The following is a 15,831-nucleotide window of genomic DNA, read 5'->3' as shown; positions in this document are numbered from 1 at the left end:
GCAGCAGCTGGGGTGCGACCGTCCGCGGTGAGGATTCGGTCATTCGTTGCCTTTCGGTCATGGCGTGTTGGTCGTTCAGACGCCGGCGGTGTGGACCGTGGAAGCCGTGCCCGACTTCGATATCAGCGCCTCCTCCGAGTCGGTGTCGGCGCTGTCCCAACTGGTCGCCATACCGTTGCGCGAGGTGTACGCCGTGTTGTGGCGGCTGGGCGTACTCGACATCGACGAGTGAAACCGGGACAGGACCCGCGGCGCGACGACGGCGGCGGCGGTGGCGATCCCGGCGGTGCCCAGCGCCTGCGTCCACCCGACGGGCCCCAGCGGGGTGCAGCCCAGGAACTGGCTCACGCCCGGGGTGCTGATCAGCGCGCCCATCGTCACCAGTGATCCGGCCGCGGTGGTCACCACCAGCGGGCTGTGGGAATCGATGAGCGTCTGTCCGAGCTGGGTCGAGACGAGGGTGACCAGCGCCACGGTGGAGGCCCGCCGCGGTCGCAGCGAGAAGCCGGCCGTCACCCACGCCGCCGTCGCCGCCGCGGCGGTCGTGGTGCCGCGGATCGCAACGGTGCGCCACAGCGCGGCCTGATCGGGGCCCTTCCCTGAGCTGGGCCCCACACCGGCCGCCGGGCTGACGGCCAGCGCCGCCGCAGGCAGTGCGTCGGTCAGCATGTTGACCAGCAGGAGCTGGCGGGTGTTGAGCGGCGACCGGCCCGTCAGCGCCGCCCCGGCCACGGTGAACGCGACCTCGCCGGCGTTGCCGCCGAGCAACACCGAGACCGCGGACTGCACCCGGCGCCAGAGTTCACGTCCTTCCTCGACGGCCTCGGACAGCGCCTCGATCCGGCCGTCCAGCAGCATCACGTCGGCCGCGGTACGGGCCGGGTCGCTGCCGTGCGAGGCCACCCCGACGCCGACGGTGGCCGACCGGATCGCCGCGGCGTCGTTCGCACCGTCGCCGACCATCGCGCACACCAGGCCCACGCGTTCCAGGGTCTGCACCACCTGCACCTTGTGCTCGGGCGTCATCCGGGCGAAGACGACGTTGGCGCGCACCGCGCTTTCCTGGCTCCGGCGCGACATGGACTCCCACCGGGTACCGGTGATCACCTCGTCGGTGGTCACCGGCAGCCCGAGTTCGGTGGCGATCGCGGCGGCGGTGACCGGGTGGTCCCCGGTGACCAGACGCACACCGACCTGCTGGCCCTGCAGTGTCCTCAGCAGCTCCGCCGCGCCCTGCCGGGGCGTGTCGGAGATGCCGAGCAGCCCCGCCGGCGCGAGCCCGCGCCGGCAGAGCGCCGCGAAGGCCTTGTCGTCGGTGCGCGCGGCAGCGGCCTGTGCCGCGGTGACCGTGCGGCGCGCTACCGCGATGACGCGCAGTCCGGAGCCGGCCATCGCGCGGACCTGGCTGTCGGCCTCGGTGTGCTGTCCCCGGCAGGCGGCCAACACCACTTCCGGGGCGCCCTTGATCACCAGGTCCCTGCCCTGGATGCACGCGGAGAACGGCCGGCCCGACCGGAACGGCAGGTGGAATGCGTCGCCGCCTGCGCCGGGCGGGGTGCCTGCGGCCTCGACGACGGCGGCGTCCGTGGCGTGCTCGTGCCGGTCACCGTTCCTGGGCGGGGTGGCCTGCGCGGCGATGGACAGCACCTGGGCGTCGGTGAACCCGTCGGCCGGGGCGACGCGGCTGACCCGCAACCGGTTCTCGCTCAGGGTGCCGGTCTTGTCGAAGCACACCACGTCGACGCGGCCGAGCGCCTCGACCGACCTGGGACTGCGGACCAGCGCGCCGGCGCGCGACAGCCGCCGCGCCGAAGCCTGTTGCGCCAGCGTGGCCACCAGCGGCAGCCCCTCGGGCACCGCGGCGACCGCGACGGCCACACCGCTGGCGACGGCCTGCCGCAGCGGCACCCCGCGCAGCAGGCCCAGCCCGCTGACCAGACCCCCACCGGCCAGGCTGAACGGCAACGCGCGGTTGGTCAGATCGCGTAACTGCGTCTGCAGCCCCACCGCAGAGCCCTGCGCCGGCGCGATCTCCGCGGCGCGGCGCACCTGGGTCTGCGCGCCCACCGTGGTGACCACTGCGACCGCCGAGCCGGCGACCACGGTCGTCGACGCGTACAGCATGCACGTGCGTTCGGCCACCGCCGCCCCCGGTGTCGGTGCGGTTTCCTTTGCCACCGGCAGGGATTCACCGGTCAGCGCGGACTCGTCGACCTCGAGGTCGAACGCCTCGACGATGCGGCAGTCGGCGGGGACCACCTCGCCCGAGCGGACCTCGACGACGTCCCCGGGCAGCAGCCCGGCCGCGTCGACGTTCCGGTAGCCCCGGGACGCGTCACCGCCGGGCAGTAGCCGCGCGGGCGGGTCCTGGACCGCGAGCAGGCGGTGCAGCAACCGTTCTGCGCGAACCTGTTGGGACGCAGCCAGTATCGCGTTGCCGGTGAGCACCGAACCGACCAGGATCGCGTCGATCGGCGATCCGAGCAACGCGCTGGCCGCCGATCCCACGGCCAGTACCGGGGTCAGCGGATCGGACAGTTCGTCCCGCACGGCAGCCACGATCTCGCCCGCCAGCCGTAGCGGCGGACCGACCAGGTTGGCGACCGCGGTGGCCGAGGCGTCAGCTGTCGCCGCTATGCGCGAGCGGTGTTCGGAGGCAACGTGTTCCGGAGGTGGTAACTCCGCGCGCACCTGGTCGGCCGACATCGCGTGCCACTCCCGGTTGGGCGCGGGCGTCGGGGGACTGTCGGCCAGCGCCGCGCGGGCCAGCCAGAGGCCGGTGGCCAGGCCGGCGGCCGCACCCGCAGTCACCGGACCGGGACCGCTGCCGCGGACCCCGGGGATCATCAGAATCGCGCCCAGAATTGTTGCACTGGTGGATAATTCGACGCCGCGCCGACTCGCGCCGTGTGCGCGCGGGATTGCGTGCACGAGCCGCCAGGCGGAGTCGAGGTCCGGGACGAGCACGTCGGAACACCACGGCGGGCGCCGGCCCGCGTCCGGCAACCCGACGGCGAGATCGGCGGCCAGCAGCGCGTCGACCGCCCCGCCGGACAGCACCGCCACCGTGTGGCCCTCGGTCTGCAGCGCGAGCACGGTGTCGCGCAGCGCGTCGTCGATCGAGCCCGGCACCGGATACAGCTCGTCGAACGACGAACCCAGGTCGTCGAACTCGTCGCCGGCGACCGACACGGCCTGCAGATCCGCGCGCCGGATCTCACCGACCAGGCCGGCAGCCTGTGGGTGGTGGACGTGGCCGACGAGGACGGCGCCGGCGGGACGGCCGTTGCGGCGCGCCAGTACCGGTGCCGGAAGCTGATGCCATCCGGCGGTGAGAGTTCCGTCCCGGAGGTGTTCCTGAGCCCACTGCCAAGCCGCGGTCCGCTCGTGGTCGGCGACGTCACGCAGTCGGGCGACCCGCAACCGGTCGGTGAGCAGCACCCGAGGATCGACGACGACGGTGTCGATGCGATCGAGCCTGCGCAGCGAATCCGGTCGCAGGGTCAGCACATTGTGCCGATCGGCCAGCCCGCGGCCCAGCGTCGCGCAGAACACCTCGCGGGTGTTGCGTGCGGCCTTCGGCGCGGTGACCACCGCCGAGGTGGCCGCGGCGTTGACGTCGCGGGTCAGCAGCCCGACCGATGCAGTCGCGAGACCCTGTGCGACACCGCTGCGTTCGGCGTGCCGCTCGAGCGGGCCAGGAGGTATGGGACACGGCCGTCGGGGCCGGTTCCGGAAGTCGTCGGCGTCGGTGCGCCCGGTGAGATCCGGCGCCCGACGCTGCCAGGCCTGCTGGGCGGCGAGCAGTTCACCGACCTGGCTCAGGTGCCGGAAAAATTCGACGGCAAGCGAGGACGGGGACTGGGTGAGGGTGTACACCGAGGCCGCCGCGAGAGCCAGCGCGGTATCGGCGGTGTCCGGGCCGAGGCGTTCCTCGACGAGTCGGCGCAGGCGCGGTTGGTAGTCGATGCCGGCGACGACGCCGACCACGCCGGCGGGCAGCGCCGGCCACAGCAGAATCCGGCCCGCGGTCGCGATGCAGAATCCCGCACCGGTGGCCGCAGTGGCGATCATCCGCCCACCCAGCGCGACGGTGTCGCATGGCAGATCGGCCGGTGGCTCGGCCTCGGCGCCCAGGCGGTTCTCCGTCTCGGCGACCACGGCGCAGAGTTCCTCGACATCCGGCCCGGACGGCTCCATGATCACGATCACCCGCGACACCGACACGTTCACCCGGACCGACTGCACGCCCGGCACAGCGCGCAGTGCCGCGATCACCTCGTGCGCCAGCGTGGAGTCCGGATCGGCCGTCAGTCCGCGCACCTCGATCCAGCACCGGCCGTCGCGGCTCCAGCATCGCCGCCCCGGCGTTCCACCGACGAGTTCCCGCGCGGCGGCGCGCATCCCGCTCAGCAACTCAGGCGGGACCGGGACCGGTACGGCGCCGAGTACGGAACCGGCACCCGCGACGAGACGGTGAAGCAGCGAACTCACTTAGTGCGCCGCGAGGCGGTGGTCTTGCGTGCCGCCTTCACGGGCCGCGCCGCGGCCTTCTCGACCGGCGGCGACTCCTGTTGCTCCGGCGACGCTCCGTCCCCGCGGTGGCCCAGTTGGTGCATCACCAACGCGGCCCCGCCGACGGTGAGCAGCACCGGCCATTCGACCAGTCCCGCCGCGCCGATCGCGCCGAGGGTCAGCGCCGCCGCGGCGGAGGACCGGCTCCCGCTGCTCACGCCGGAACGCACCCCGGTCGCCACTCCCTGCACTGCGCCGACCGCCCCGCTGACCGCAGCGCCGCCGACGGCTCCCGCCGCCGCAGTGGTGGCGTCGGCCACCTTGGTGAGGCCTCGATAGGCCGTGGATATGGGATTCATCGGCACTCCTCGCATCCCGGACGCCGGGTATCGGCAAGTTTGGGATGCCCCGATTCCCCCCTGTTGTAACTACGAAGAGCGGCGGGTGGAGCCCGCGCTCAGGTGTGTGCGGGCGTGTTCGCGAACCGGTCGGTGATCGCCTGGCAGAACGCGTCGAGATCCTTCGGCGACCGGCTGGTGATCAGATTGCCGTCGACACAGACCTGCTGGTCGACCACGGTGGCGCCGGCGTTGCGAAGGTCGGTGCGCAGACTCGGGTAGGACGTCAGCGTGCGGTCGCGGACCACGTCGGCCTCGACCAGCGCCCACGGTCCGTGGCAGATCGCGGCGACCGGCTTGCCGGATCGGACGAAGTCGCGGACGAACGCCACCGCGGCTTCGCTGAGGCGCAGCTTGTCGCCGTTGACGGTGCCGCCGGGCAGTACCAGCGCGTCGTACTCGTCCACCCGCGCCTCGTCGACCACGCGGTCGACGGGGAACGTCCCCGCGGGCTCCAGATCGTGGTTGCGCGCATCGATCTCACCGCTCTGCACGGACAGCAGATCGACAGTGCCGCCGGCGTCCAGCACCGCGGCGCGGGGCTGTTCCAGCTCGACCTTCTCGACACCGTCGGCGGCCAGGAATGCGACTTTTCGGCCCTGCAGTTCTTCGGGCATGTCTTGACTCCTTTCGCTCCGTCGGCACCATTACCCGCTGACTCGCGATCGAATCCCGCGACCGGTCCGCGTACGGTCGGACCTATGACTGCCCAGCCCGACACCGACCGCCTCGACGCGGTCGCGCCAGGAGATCTCATCTCGTTGCCGCTGCCGGACGCACCCGCCGCCGAAGACCGCCAGTACAAGGTCGTGCACATCGACCGGCACGGCGCGTTGTCGGAGGAGACGATCCTGATGACGCTCGAAGCCGACGACGGACAGACGTTCGACGTCGAGTTGCCCGGCTCCACGGTCGTCACCCGCACGCTCGAATCGAAGTGGGAGTCACCGCAGAGCCCGACGCCGAACAAGGGGTGAGTGCGCCGGTTTGACCCGGAACGGCCCGTGGTATTGCCCCCGTGCGCCGCAACGCCGGTTGCGGACGCGGGAAGGAGACGCCATGAGGTGGACTCGGTTCGCAGGCCTCGCAGGTGCGGCCGTGCTGGGTGCGTTCGGCGCAGCCGCCGGACCGGGGGTGCCGGAAGCGTCGGCGCAGGGATGCCCGGATGTCGAGGTGGTGTTCGCACGCGGCACCGGTGAGGCGCCTGGGGTCGGTGGCGTCGGCCAGGCGTTCGTCGACTCGGTGCGCGCCCAGGCCGCGCCCCGCACGGTCGGCGTCTACGCGGTGAACTATCCGGCGGCGAACAACTTCGACGCAGGCCCGGCCTTCGCCCAGACCGTCGTCGACGGCATCCGGGACGCGTCGAACCGACTGCAGACCATGTCCGACATCTGCCCCGACACCCGCCTGGTGCTCGGTGGCTTCTCGCAGGGCGCGGCGGTGTCGGGGTTCGCCACCTCGGACCGCCTGCCGAATTCCGTGCCGGTCTCGGCGGTGCCTGCCCCGCTGCCGGCATACGTCGCCGACCATGTTGCCGCCGTGGTGCTCTTCGGCGCGCCCTCAGGTGCGTTCCTGCAGAAGTACGGTGCGCCGGCGATCTCGGTGGGCCCGCTCTACGCCGGGAAGACGGCCCAGCTGTGCGCGCCTGGCGACACCATCTGCGACGGCGTGCCGGACGGCGGACCGAACTTCGCCCATGCGCTCTACTCGGTCAACGGCATGGCGAACCAGGGCGCGGCCTTCGCGGTGAACCGGCTCTGAGCCGGCGGCACCTCACGCCCCCGCGGGCACCGGATACCGGTCGTTGACGTCAGCGTTGGTGTCCTTGCGCGCACAGTGCGCGCAGCAGAAGATGCCGTCGTCGGTCTCGATGCCGTGCCCGAGGATCCGGCACCCGCAGTGCAGGCACTCCGGGGCCAACTGCGACGCCGCGCACTCGACGCTGTCGAAGGTCGCCGTGCGGCCGTCATGGAACGTCACCGTGAAGGCCTTGTCGTAATCGTTGCCACATGTGTCGCAGATGCTCATGGCCGTCGGGTTCCCCCCGCGGGTCAGTGCAAACGTTTGGGCTCCGGGGAAGTGGGCATGAAAGATCCGTGACGAGCGCATACACCGAATTCGACGCCCCCGAGATCGGCACCGAGGTCTACCCCCCGCAAGAGGATTCGCAGCTGTTGATCGAAGCGGCGACCGCGGCGGGCGTACTGCCCGGAGCCCGGGTCGCGGACCTGTGCACCGGCAGCGGCGTGGTCGCCATCGCCGCAGCGGCCGCAGGCGCAGGCGAGGTGACCGCGTTCGACATCTGTCCGAAAGCCGTGCGGCGTACCCGGCTGGACGCGCTCGCGGCAGGGGTGGACATCGAGGTCCACCGTGGATCATGGGCTCGCGCTGTCGAATTCGGGCCGTTCGACGTGGTGCTCGCCAACCCACCGTATGTGCCGGTGGCCCCCGAGGTCGACGGTGAGCCGATCCCGGCCGTGGCGGGGCCGTCGCGGGCCTGGGACGCCGGGCCGGACGGCCGGATGGTGCTCGACCCGATGTGCGCGGCTGCGCCGCTGCTGCTCAACGAGGGTGGCACGATGCTGGTCGTGCACTCTGCGTGTGCGAACGTCCAGCGCACCCTGGCCGACCTGCGCGCGCACGGGATGCGCGCCGAAGTCGTTGCCCAGCAGATGATTCCGTTCGGTCCGGTGATGAAGGCCCGTGCGCCGTGGCTGATGCGGGCCGGGCTGCTGCCCCGCGGCAGCCGGCACGAGCGCATCGTGGTGGTCCGCGCGGACGCACCGTGACCGACATGCGGGTGGTCCGCGTCGTCCCCGGCGGGCCGGTGATGGTCGAAGGCCCGGTGTGCATCGAGTTGCCGGACGGAAGCACGGTGGAGTCCGACCGGTTCATGGTCGCGATCTGCGCGTGCCGGCGCTCGAAGACCTATCCGTTGTGCGACACCAGTCACCGGCGCAGGGCACGCGCCGGTGACGAGGCGTCCGAGCCCGCCCCCTCCGACTCAGTCCAGGGGGCGGCGCAGTGAGGACTTTCCTGCCTGCCAGCAATCCATGAGGTGATCGGCCAGCCGGTTCTCGACCAGGTCGAAGGCGCGGATGCCGAACACCACGTCACGGTCCAGTCCCGGTTCGCGGGCGACCAGGTCGCCGACCACATCGGTGCGCACCACCTGCTCGTGCACGGCGTCGGCTTCCACGTGCTCGGCATAGAACGCCCAGCAGTCCTGCGGTGCGCCCAGTCGCTTCAGCGCCTGCACCATACGGCGCGACCCGGGCGGGGACGTGACCTCGGTCGCGGCGAAATGTCCTACCGCGCAACCGCGTAGCCGCCGGTGCAGACCGAACATCGACATCAGGTTCACCACCGCCAGCGTCTCGGCGGGCACGTCGTTGAGGTAGCCGAGGTAGGAGGTGTCCAGCTCGGCGGCTCTCATCAGGTCGGCGAACAACTGCTGGTGCAGCCGCGCACCCTTGCCCGCGCCGAACTCGTCGAACTCGACCGCGACGAACGACGCCTTGGCCTGACCCGTCAGCCGGGGGATCGCCCACGCGTGCGGATCGCCCTCTTTCAGGTGGTACAGCGAACGGTGCGCGAAGTACTCGCGCATCTGCTCCCAGGTTCCCTTGTCGCGCAGGAAGTACGACGGGCCGCTGCCGTTCACCGGCTCCACGCACAGCTTGTCGAGCTCCTCGAGGGCCGACACGTCGGGCGCGATCTCACCGACACCACGGCGCACGTCCTCGAGGAACAGCTCTTCGAGGCGGCCGCGCAGATACAGCAGCCCGGGGTTCCATTCCCAGCCGGCGTCGACGCCGGCGAATCCGCGGTAGTGCAACTCGTAGCAGACGTAGAGAGCCAGTTGCAGGTCCAGACCGGCGGGATCGGCATCGGCCAGGGAGGTCTCCACCTTGGCCAGATATCGCAGCGGCGCGCGCTCGGCGAGTTGCTCGACGACGGACATCGAGATCGGTCCACGGGGTTCGGGCAATCGGGGTTCAACGAGCGTCGGCATCACGTCCGCGTAGTTACCCACGTGCGTCGGGGTCAAACCGGGGGTGACCGTCGTCTCGGGCGCGGCCCGGGTACCCGTTCTCCGCCGCGAAGCACACGTAATGCCGGGTTTTTCACATCGGGCGCCGAATCCGTTGGCGATCCGGAGGCCGGGGTAACCGAGATCGTGAGCGCATTCACTGCGCTGATGAATCAGAGACGATGCCAACTCTCAGACAAGGGGTGAATCGAGTACATGGCAGCACCGACCAGGACCTTCGAGTCCACCGAATCCATCAAGTCCACGCTGATCGCGCAGCTGCGCACCATTCTGGACCTGACCCACACCGAGATCCAGGTCGCCGAGACCAGGGTGTCGCAGGCTCGCACCGATGCGGTGCGCCGCGAACTGACCCAGAACGCCGAGAACGCCAGGATCCGCGCCGAAGCGGTCGAAAAGGCGATCCGCGAGCTCGGTGGCTTCCCCGACGTGATCGGGCCGTTCCTGGGCCGGGCCGCCGCGGCGGTCAAGGCGCTCACCGAGCAGGCCGAACCGTTCGACGAGGCACTGCTGGGCGACCTGGCGCTGGAAAACCAGCTGCTGGACCGGGCGCGCTACGTCAAGGCACTGGCTGTCGCCGCGAAGGAGCCGGGCGTCGAGGCGCTGGCCGGCTGATCACCGCGCACTCCGCGACGGTGGAATGGCTGACGACCGTGCTCGCCGAGGACGCGCTGGGCGGGCCGGCGGCGCTGCGCCGGACGCCGATGCAGGCCGCGGCCGGGCTGGCCGTGAAGCTGGCCAATTTGCCGTTCACCTGGTCCACCCGCCGCGCCGAGCGCGTCGCCGAGGCCATCCGGTCGGTCCGACCCGCGGTCGCCGACCTGGTCGAGCGCGGCTCGCACACCGGTGACGTCGCGGCCAAGGCTCTCGCCGGCGCCCGCGACGGCGCGCTGCAGGCCGCCGAGCGGATCACCCGCGAGCAGGGTGCCGAGGACGCGGCCGACGTGATCCACGCGGCCCGCGGCGCCACCGGCGTCCTGGATCCCGAGGAACTGCCGATCGCCGACTACGACGAGCTGAACGTCACCGACGCGGCGAACGCGGTCAAGGACCTCACGGATCCGGCCGACATCCGCACGATCGTGGCTTACGAGGAAGCGCACAAGAACCGCCAGCGCGTGGTGTCGGCGGCGCAGACCCGCGTAGCTGCCATCGCGCAGGAGGTCGTCGGCATCAACTGACGCCGCACGTCACACGGGCCGGTACGGGAATCCCCGTGCCGGCCCGGTTGCGCTCTGCTGCGGGGAGGGCTAGACCGATGTATGGAGTACGTCACACGCGGTGCGGACCCGATTCGGACCGGGCATCCCGGGGTCCGGCAGTGCGCACCGAACAAGGTCGGGGGTGACACGAGTGAGCGCTGGACCTGTTGACGGGCGTCCCGGGGTGGTGGTGACCGCGGTGGCGTCCACCACCGCGCTGGCCCCCGACGCCGAAGCCACCTGGGCCGGGCTGCTCGCCGGCCAGAGCGGGATTCGCGCCCTGGCCGCGCCGTTCGTGGCCGAGTTCGATTTGCCCGTAGGGATCGGCGGAGCGGTGAGCGAGGACTTCGACGCCGAGCTGAACCGCGTGGAGATCCGCAGGTTGTCGTACATGCAGAAGATGGCGCTGGTGCTCAACCGCCGGTTGTGGGCGTCGGCAGGGTCGCCGGAGATCGACACCACCCGGTTGCTGGTGTCGATCAGCCACGCGTTCGGCAGCACGCGCGATCTGGTCACCGCCTACGACGACTTCCGTTCCCGTGGAATGCGGGCCGTGTCGCCGCTGGCCGTGCAGATGCACATGCCCAACGCGCCTGCCGCGGCCGTCGGACTGGACCGTCAGGCCAAGGCCGGCGTGATCGCGCCGATGGCCGCCGACGCGTCCGGTGCCGCCGCGGTGGCCGAGGCGTGGCGGCTGATCACGCTCGGCGAGGCCGACGCCGCCATCTGCGGCGGGGTGGAGTCGAAGATCGAGGCGGTCCCGATCGCCGCGTTCCACAACCAGGGCCTGCTCGCCCACGACAACGACCATCCCGCCGCAGCGTGCAAACCGTTCGACAAGTCGCGTGACGGCATGGTCTTCGGTGAGGCCGGCGCGCTGCTGCTGCTGGAATCCGAGGAGCACGCGCGGGCCAGGAACGCGCCGGTGCTGGCCCGGATGCTGGGTGTCGGGGTCACCGCCGACGCCCATCACATGATCGAGGCCGATCCCGACGGCGAGCTGGCGGCCGCCGCGATCACCCGGGCGATGCGCACCGCCGGTGTGGCACCCGACGAGGTGGACCACGTCAACGCGCACGCGTCGGGGACGCGGGGCGGTGACCTGTCCGAAGCACGCGCGCTGCGGAAGGCCTTCGGCAGCCACAATCCGGCGGTGTGGGCCTCCAAGGCCGCGCTCGGGCATTCGATGGGTGCCGCGGGCGCGCTGGAGGCAGTGCTCACGGTGCAGGCGTTGCGCGACGCGGTGGTGCCGCCGACGCTGAACCTGGAAATCGTCGATCCGGAGATCGACCTCGACATCGTCGCCGGCGAACCGCGGCACGGGCCGCTGGGCTGCGCGATGAGCGGCACCTTCGGATTCGGCGGGCACAACGTGGCGCTGCTCTTCGGCGGCGTCTGATCAGTTTCCGCTGCGCGTCTCGGGCCGCTCGCCGCGGGTCAGCGGCGGAATGTGCTCAAGCGCGCCTGCCAGCCGGGCCAGTCCCGCCGAGAGCTGCTGCGCCGCAGTGCCGAGCGTGCCGCCGGTCCGGCGTGACAGCCGGTCGAGCCTGTCCCGGCTGCGGTCGATCAAGGTCAGTGGCGGCGCGGCCATGACATTGCCCGGAGGCCGGCGCGCGACCACCGGGTGCGGACGGGTCGGCGCGGTGCGGCGCACCGCCTCCCAGGCCGTGCCGAGCGCGACCAGCTGGGTCTGCGGCAGCGCGGCCTGCAGCCGCGGCAGCAGCACATCCTCCTCGTCGCGGACATCCTGGCGCAGCAGTTCGGCGATGCGGTCGAACAGGACGCGGTGCTGTTCCTCGTCGGGTCCGGTGCGCTCCAGTTCGGTGAACAGTTCGTTGATCTCCTGATGTTCGCGTTCGATCTCCAGCGTGAGCTGCTCGCCGTCCGGCAGCACCCGGCGGATAGCCGGCCACAGCACCGACTCCTCGGCGAAGGCATGGGGAAAGACCAGGCGGCACAGCCGGGTCAGCAGTTCCTGGCGGCGGGCGCCGTCGGCGGCGTTGACGGCCTCGATCAACCGGTCGAGCTCCACGTGGTCGCGCTTTTGGCGGACCAGCACGCTGCGTGGGCCGCCGAGTTGCTCATCGGTCTGCGTTGCGAGCGATTCCATGCCTGCGCGATAACCCGCCGCCGCGTGGTTAAACCACCGTGTTCGGCTGTCTACTCTCGAACGGTGACGATCTCCTACGACACCGGGTTGCGCGATCAGGTCCTGCAGCGGCTGGCGGGCCACACCCGCCGGACGGTGACCGACCCGGCCAAGCGCCACGCCGCCGTCGCGGTGGTTCTCGTCGACTCCGAGGTCGGCGAGGACCGGGTGGACCCGGCCCCGGTCGAGGACTGGATCGCCGGCCGCCCCATGCCCGAAGATCTCGACGGCCGCATGGTCGATGTGTCGGGCGGTGCGTCGTTCCTCCTGTGCCGCAGGGCCTCCCGTCTGTCATCGCATTCGGCGCAGTGGGCGCTGCCGGGCGGGCGGTTGGACCCCGGGGAGACCGTGGTGGACGCCGCGCTGCGGGAACTCGACGAGGAGGTCGGGGTGCGGCTGGCCGACAGCGCGGTGCTGGGTCTGCTCGACGACTATCCGACCCGCTCCGGCTACGTCATCACCCCGGTGGTGATCTGGGGCGGCGGCCGGCTCGATCCGCGGCCCGCGCCCGACGAGGTGGTCGCGGTGTATCGCGTCGGCCTGCATCAGCTGCTGCGCGAGGACTCGCCGCGGTTCATCACGATCCCGGAGAGTCCCCGACCGGTGGTGCAGATCCCGCTCGGCAACGACCTGATCCACGCACCGACCGGCGCGGTGCTGCTGCAACTGCGCTGGCTGTGTCTGGAAGGCCGGCACGACGCCGTCGACGAACTCGAGCAGCCGGTATTCGCCTGGCGGTAGGGCCCCAGCTGCGGCCCGCCGGGGCAGGAAAACGGTGACGCCTCTCGCATATCCGTTTCGGAGAGTGCCGTCGGCGGGTAGTAGAGACCTCGACAGCGAACTACTGCGAGACGGATACCACGCATATGACCTCCATCGGGCACAACGGACGACACCGGCGCACGCGCCGACACGGCCAGCTCAGGTACCGTCTGACCACGGTTTCTCTGATGGGTGCCGGCGCAGTCGCGGGCTGGCTGTGGACCTCCGCGATAGCGCAGCCGGAGGCTCCTCCCGCGGCGCAGCAACCCCCTGCTGGGGCACCGGCCCCCGCCCCGGCTCCGCAGCAGATCCAGCAGGTGGGCCAGATCATCTCCGCCACACCCAATTCGCTGACGACGAGCACGCCCGACGGGCAGACCACCACGTTCCGTATCACCGCCGACACCACCCGGATCGGGGCGCCGGCAACGAAGAGCCACGTCGTGGTGCTGGGTGTGGTGCACGACGGTGTGCCGGTGGCCACCGCGGTCGCCGATCAGAACGCCATCGGTCCGAACGGCCCGCCGATGGACTACGACCTTCCCGCTTAGAAACCTGCCGGGTGACCTCAGCTGTACGGCGGCGTGCTGCGCCACTGCTCCAGTGCGTCGGCCAACCCGGTGGCGAGCACGGGCAACTGCGGGACCAGCGTCACGCATCCGACGAACTGGAGCCGCCGCGCGCAGTCCATCACCCGGCGGATCTCGGGGTCGGTCACCCGTAGCCCGAGTTCCCTTGCCGCATCGTCGTATTCGGCGATCTCCGCCGGATCCGTCAGCGCGACATCCCATTCCACCGGGCCGCACGTGATGTCCTCGAAGTCGGCGAACTTGACCCCCGTCGAGGTCCGGATCACGTTGTGCGACGGGCCGTCTCCCTGCACCGCCTGCACCGGCACGCCGGGAAACGCCGACTCGAACGCGTCCCGGTCCGCCAGCACTGCGCGCAGCTTCTCGAATTCGGTGTGCGCGCGATCGACGTCGGCGACGGTCAGCCCGTCGGCTGAGCCGAGCGCGCCGAGCATGTCCGGCAGCCCGTCGTTGAACGGCGTCAGGAACGGCAGCTCGGCGGGATAGCCGGCCAGCGCGCGGTGCAGCTCGGCGCTGTAGGACATGGCCACGCCGCGGTAGGCCTCGTGGTCGGGTGCGACGTCGGCCAGCTCCCAGAACGTCATGGAGAACCCGTCACGGCGGACGGGGGAGCGCGGGACCCGCGGCGACGGTGGGACCACCGGGACACCCTGGTGGTGCAGCCAATCCACGACGTCGAGTTCACGTTGCTGGCGCGCGGCTTGGCGGGCCGGGTCAGTGCCGGAGGTGAGCACCACCGGAATGCGGGCGACGACCGGCTCGGGCACGAGATGCACGACGACGGAGAACACGTCGTGCAGCACCTCGCCGCGCTCCACGGCAAGCCCGAGGTCGCGGGCGGCGTGCACTGCGGCGGCCACCGCGCGGCGGGTGCGGTCGCTGGTCATCGGTGATATCGCATACCGGCCAGCACACCGTCGCGATCGACGGCGTCGGCGTCTTCGTCGGCATGGTCGAACGCGCGACCCCGGCGCTCGGCCCGGGGGCTGCCGCTGAACAGGCCCGAATCGGCCTGAGATTCTGCGCGCAGGGCCGCCGTGTGGTCGATGCGGCCGCCGTCGCGCTGGTGCTCGATTCGCTTACGGGGCAGCGCGCCCGGATTGGTGCGCTGCAGCCACGAGACCATCCCTTCGCGGATGTCGCAGCGCAGGTCGAACACCGCGCCGGCGTTGGGCGCGCTGAGCAGGATGCGCACCCGGACCAGGCCGTCGACGGCGTCGGTGACCTGCAGGACGCCGACCCGGCCGTCCCATTTCTCGTTCGCGTGCAGCATGCGGTCCAGCTCGGCGCGCATCGCGTCGAACGGGACCGTGAAATCCACGTCGAGCTCGACGGTGCCGAGCAACTCGGTGGCGTTGCGGGTCCAGTTCTGGAACGGGGTGTTGGTGAAGTACGTGCACGGCAGCACCAGCCGCCGCTCGTCCCACAGGTGCACGACGACGTAGGTCAGCGTGATCTCCTCGATGCGGCCCCATTCGTCCTCCAGCACCACCACGTCGCCGACGCGGATGGCGTCGGAGAACGCGATCTGGATACCGGCGAACACCGATCCGAGCGAGGTCTGCGCGGCCAGGCCGGCGACCACCGTCAACACACCGGCCGAGGCGAACAGGGTCTTGCCGATGTCGCTGAACGCCGGGAAGGTCATCAGCGCCGCGGCCATGCCCAGCATGACCACCACCGCGACCACCAACCGCCGCAGTACGGTCACCTGGGTCTTGATCTTGCGGCGGTGCCGGTCGGCGTCGGTCAGCCCTTCGTCACCGCCGGCGAACCGGGCGATCACCTGGCGTTCGGCCACCCGGATCAGGCTCACCACCACCCAGGTCAGCATCGCGATGAGCGCGATGACCAGCGTGTGGTCCAGCCAGCCGCGCCAGGCCTGCGCGTCGGTGGTGCGGGTGACCGCGGCCGAGGCCGCGATGACCACCAGCGTCGCGCGCAGCGGCATCCGGGTCAGGTGTGCAACGTCGGCCAGCACCGCGCTTCGCCGGCCCAGTCGTTGCAGGAGCCAGGACACCGCCAGGCCGAGCCCGTAGGCGAAGGCCACGGAGCCGCCGATCCAGGCGGCGGTGACGGCGAGATGAGTGGCAGAGGTCAATTCGATCGCGTCGTCCATCACCGTGGTGCGTTCCCTTGCGAGCAAAAGGGAAACCGTCGG

Annotated in this window: 15 protein-coding genes and 2 pseudogenes; 9 read left to right on the top strand and 8 right to left on the bottom strand. The window is 71.2% G+C overall.

The features are described from left to right. The first annotated feature begins 64 nt into the window (after window positions 1-64). Window positions 65-232, top strand: a complete 168-nt coding sequence (locus C6A87_RS29250) for an Rv1535 domain-containing protein (protein ID WP_396837134.1) — start codon at window positions 65-67, stop codon at window positions 230-232. 47 nt (window positions 233-279) lie between these two features. Here the strand turns inward: C6A87_RS29250 and C6A87_RS29245 are convergent. The 3 genes and pseudogenes from C6A87_RS29245 to C6A87_RS27630 all read right to left on the bottom strand — a co-directional run. Next, a pseudogene (locus C6A87_RS29245) lies at window positions 280-2,706 on the bottom strand (HAD-IC family P-type ATPase); the annotation flags it as partial. 1,784 nt (window positions 2,707-4,490) lie between these two features. Then, a complete protein-coding gene (locus C6A87_RS27635; protein WP_311115147.1) occupies window positions 4,491-4,874 on the bottom strand; it encodes a hypothetical protein in 384 nt (127 codons plus the stop codon). 98 nt (window positions 4,875-4,972) lie between these two features. Then, on the bottom strand, window positions 4,973-5,530 hold the full coding sequence (locus C6A87_RS27630) for a type 1 glutamine amidotransferase domain-containing protein (protein WP_311115146.1): 558 nt from the start codon (window positions 5,528-5,530) through the stop codon (window positions 4,973-4,975). An 84-nt stretch (window positions 5,531-5,614) separates the two neighbouring features. Here C6A87_RS27630 and C6A87_RS27625 point away from each other — a divergent pair, with 84 nt between their 5' ends. Both C6A87_RS27625 and C6A87_RS27620 read left to right on the top strand, forming a co-directional pair. Then, a complete protein-coding gene (locus C6A87_RS27625) occupies window positions 5,615-5,890 on the top strand; it encodes a hypothetical protein (RefSeq protein ID WP_311115145.1) in 276 nt (91 codons plus the stop codon). Window positions 5,891-5,972: 82 nt separating this feature from the next. Continuing rightward, on the top strand, window positions 5,973-6,674 hold the full coding sequence (locus C6A87_RS27620) for a cutinase family protein (RefSeq protein ID WP_311115144.1): 702 nt from the start codon (window positions 5,973-5,975) through the stop codon (window positions 6,672-6,674). Between the two features lie 12 nt (window positions 6,675-6,686). On the opposite strand, the gene C6A87_RS27615 is transcribed toward C6A87_RS27620, so the two are convergent. Continuing rightward, window positions 6,687-6,941 (bottom strand): hypothetical protein, encoded by a 255-nt coding sequence (locus C6A87_RS27615; protein WP_311115143.1) that lies wholly within the window; start codon window positions 6,939-6,941, stop codon window positions 6,687-6,689. Window positions 6,942-7,009: 68 nt separating this feature from the next. Between C6A87_RS27615 and C6A87_RS27610 the strand changes: the two genes are divergently transcribed. Then, on the top strand, window positions 7,010-7,702 hold the full coding sequence (locus C6A87_RS27610; RefSeq protein WP_311115142.1) for a HemK2/MTQ2 family protein methyltransferase: 693 nt from the start codon (window positions 7,010-7,012) through the stop codon (window positions 7,700-7,702). Between the two features lie 5 nt (window positions 7,703-7,707). Then, window positions 7,708-7,941 carry a CDGSH iron-sulfur domain-containing protein gene (locus C6A87_RS27605; RefSeq protein WP_396837133.1) on the top strand — a complete coding sequence of 78 codons (234 nt, stop codon included), beginning with the start codon at window positions 7,708-7,710 and terminating at the stop codon, window positions 7,939-7,941. Here C6A87_RS27605 and C6A87_RS27600 read toward each other — a convergent pair. Further along, complete coding sequence (locus C6A87_RS27600) at window positions 7,918-8,928, bottom strand: iron-containing redox enzyme family protein (RefSeq protein WP_311118105.1); 1,011 nt, start codon at window positions 8,926-8,928, stop codon at window positions 7,918-7,920. The two genes, C6A87_RS27605 and C6A87_RS27600, sit on opposite strands and share 24 nt — an antisense overlap. 234 nt (window positions 8,929-9,162) lie before the next feature. Between C6A87_RS27600 and C6A87_RS27595 the strand changes: the two are divergent. Both C6A87_RS27595 and C6A87_RS27590 read left to right on the top strand, forming a co-directional pair. Beyond that, window positions 9,163-10,148: pseudogene (locus tag C6A87_RS27595) on the top strand (ferritin-like domain-containing protein). Window positions 10,149-10,320: 172 nt separating this feature from the next. Next, window positions 10,321-11,568: a KasA/KasB family beta-ketoacyl-ACP synthase gene (locus C6A87_RS27590; protein WP_396836948.1), complete on the top strand. Its 1,248-nt coding sequence runs from the start codon at window positions 10,321-10,323 to the stop codon at window positions 11,566-11,568. On the opposite strand, the gene C6A87_RS27585 is transcribed toward C6A87_RS27590, so the two are convergent. Further along, window positions 11,569-12,279 carry a hemerythrin domain-containing protein gene (locus C6A87_RS27585; protein WP_311115139.1) on the bottom strand — a complete coding sequence of 237 codons (711 nt, stop codon included), beginning with the start codon at window positions 12,277-12,279 and terminating at the stop codon, window positions 11,569-11,571. A gap of 63 nt (window positions 12,280-12,342) precedes the next feature. On the opposite strand from C6A87_RS27585, the gene C6A87_RS27580 reads away from it, so the two are divergent. After that, window positions 12,343-13,059, top strand: coding sequence for a CoA pyrophosphatase (locus C6A87_RS27580; RefSeq protein WP_311115138.1), 717 nt, complete (start codon window positions 12,343-12,345; stop codon window positions 13,057-13,059). A gap of 209 nt (window positions 13,060-13,268) precedes the next feature. Then, a complete protein-coding gene (locus tag C6A87_RS27575) occupies window positions 13,269-13,631 on the top strand; it encodes a hypothetical protein (protein WP_311115137.1) in 363 nt (120 codons plus the stop codon). A gap of 17 nt (window positions 13,632-13,648) precedes the next feature. Here the strand turns inward: C6A87_RS27575 and C6A87_RS27570 are convergent, their stop codons facing one another. Together C6A87_RS27570 and C6A87_RS27565 are read right to left on the bottom strand one after the other, a co-directional pair. After that, the gene (locus tag C6A87_RS27570; RefSeq protein WP_311115136.1) at window positions 13,649-14,557 is read right to left on the bottom strand and encodes a phosphotransferase; all 909 of its coding nucleotides are present in this window, start codon (window positions 14,555-14,557) and stop codon (window positions 13,649-13,651) included. Further along, complete coding sequence (locus tag C6A87_RS27565) at window positions 14,554-15,789, bottom strand: mechanosensitive ion channel domain-containing protein (RefSeq protein ID WP_311118104.1); 1,236 nt, start codon at window positions 15,787-15,789, stop codon at window positions 14,554-14,556. The genes C6A87_RS27570 and C6A87_RS27565 overlap by 4 nt, the downstream gene beginning before the upstream one ends. Between the last annotated feature and the right edge of the window lie 42 nt (window positions 15,790-15,831).

Origin of the sequence: Mycobacterium sp. ITM-2016-00317 (assembly GCF_002968295.1) — a bacterium.
In the GTDB taxonomy this organism is placed as follows: domain Bacteria; phylum Actinomycetota; class Actinomycetes; order Mycobacteriales; family Mycobacteriaceae; genus Mycobacterium.
This window is presented reverse-complemented; position numbering and strand designations above follow the sequence as displayed.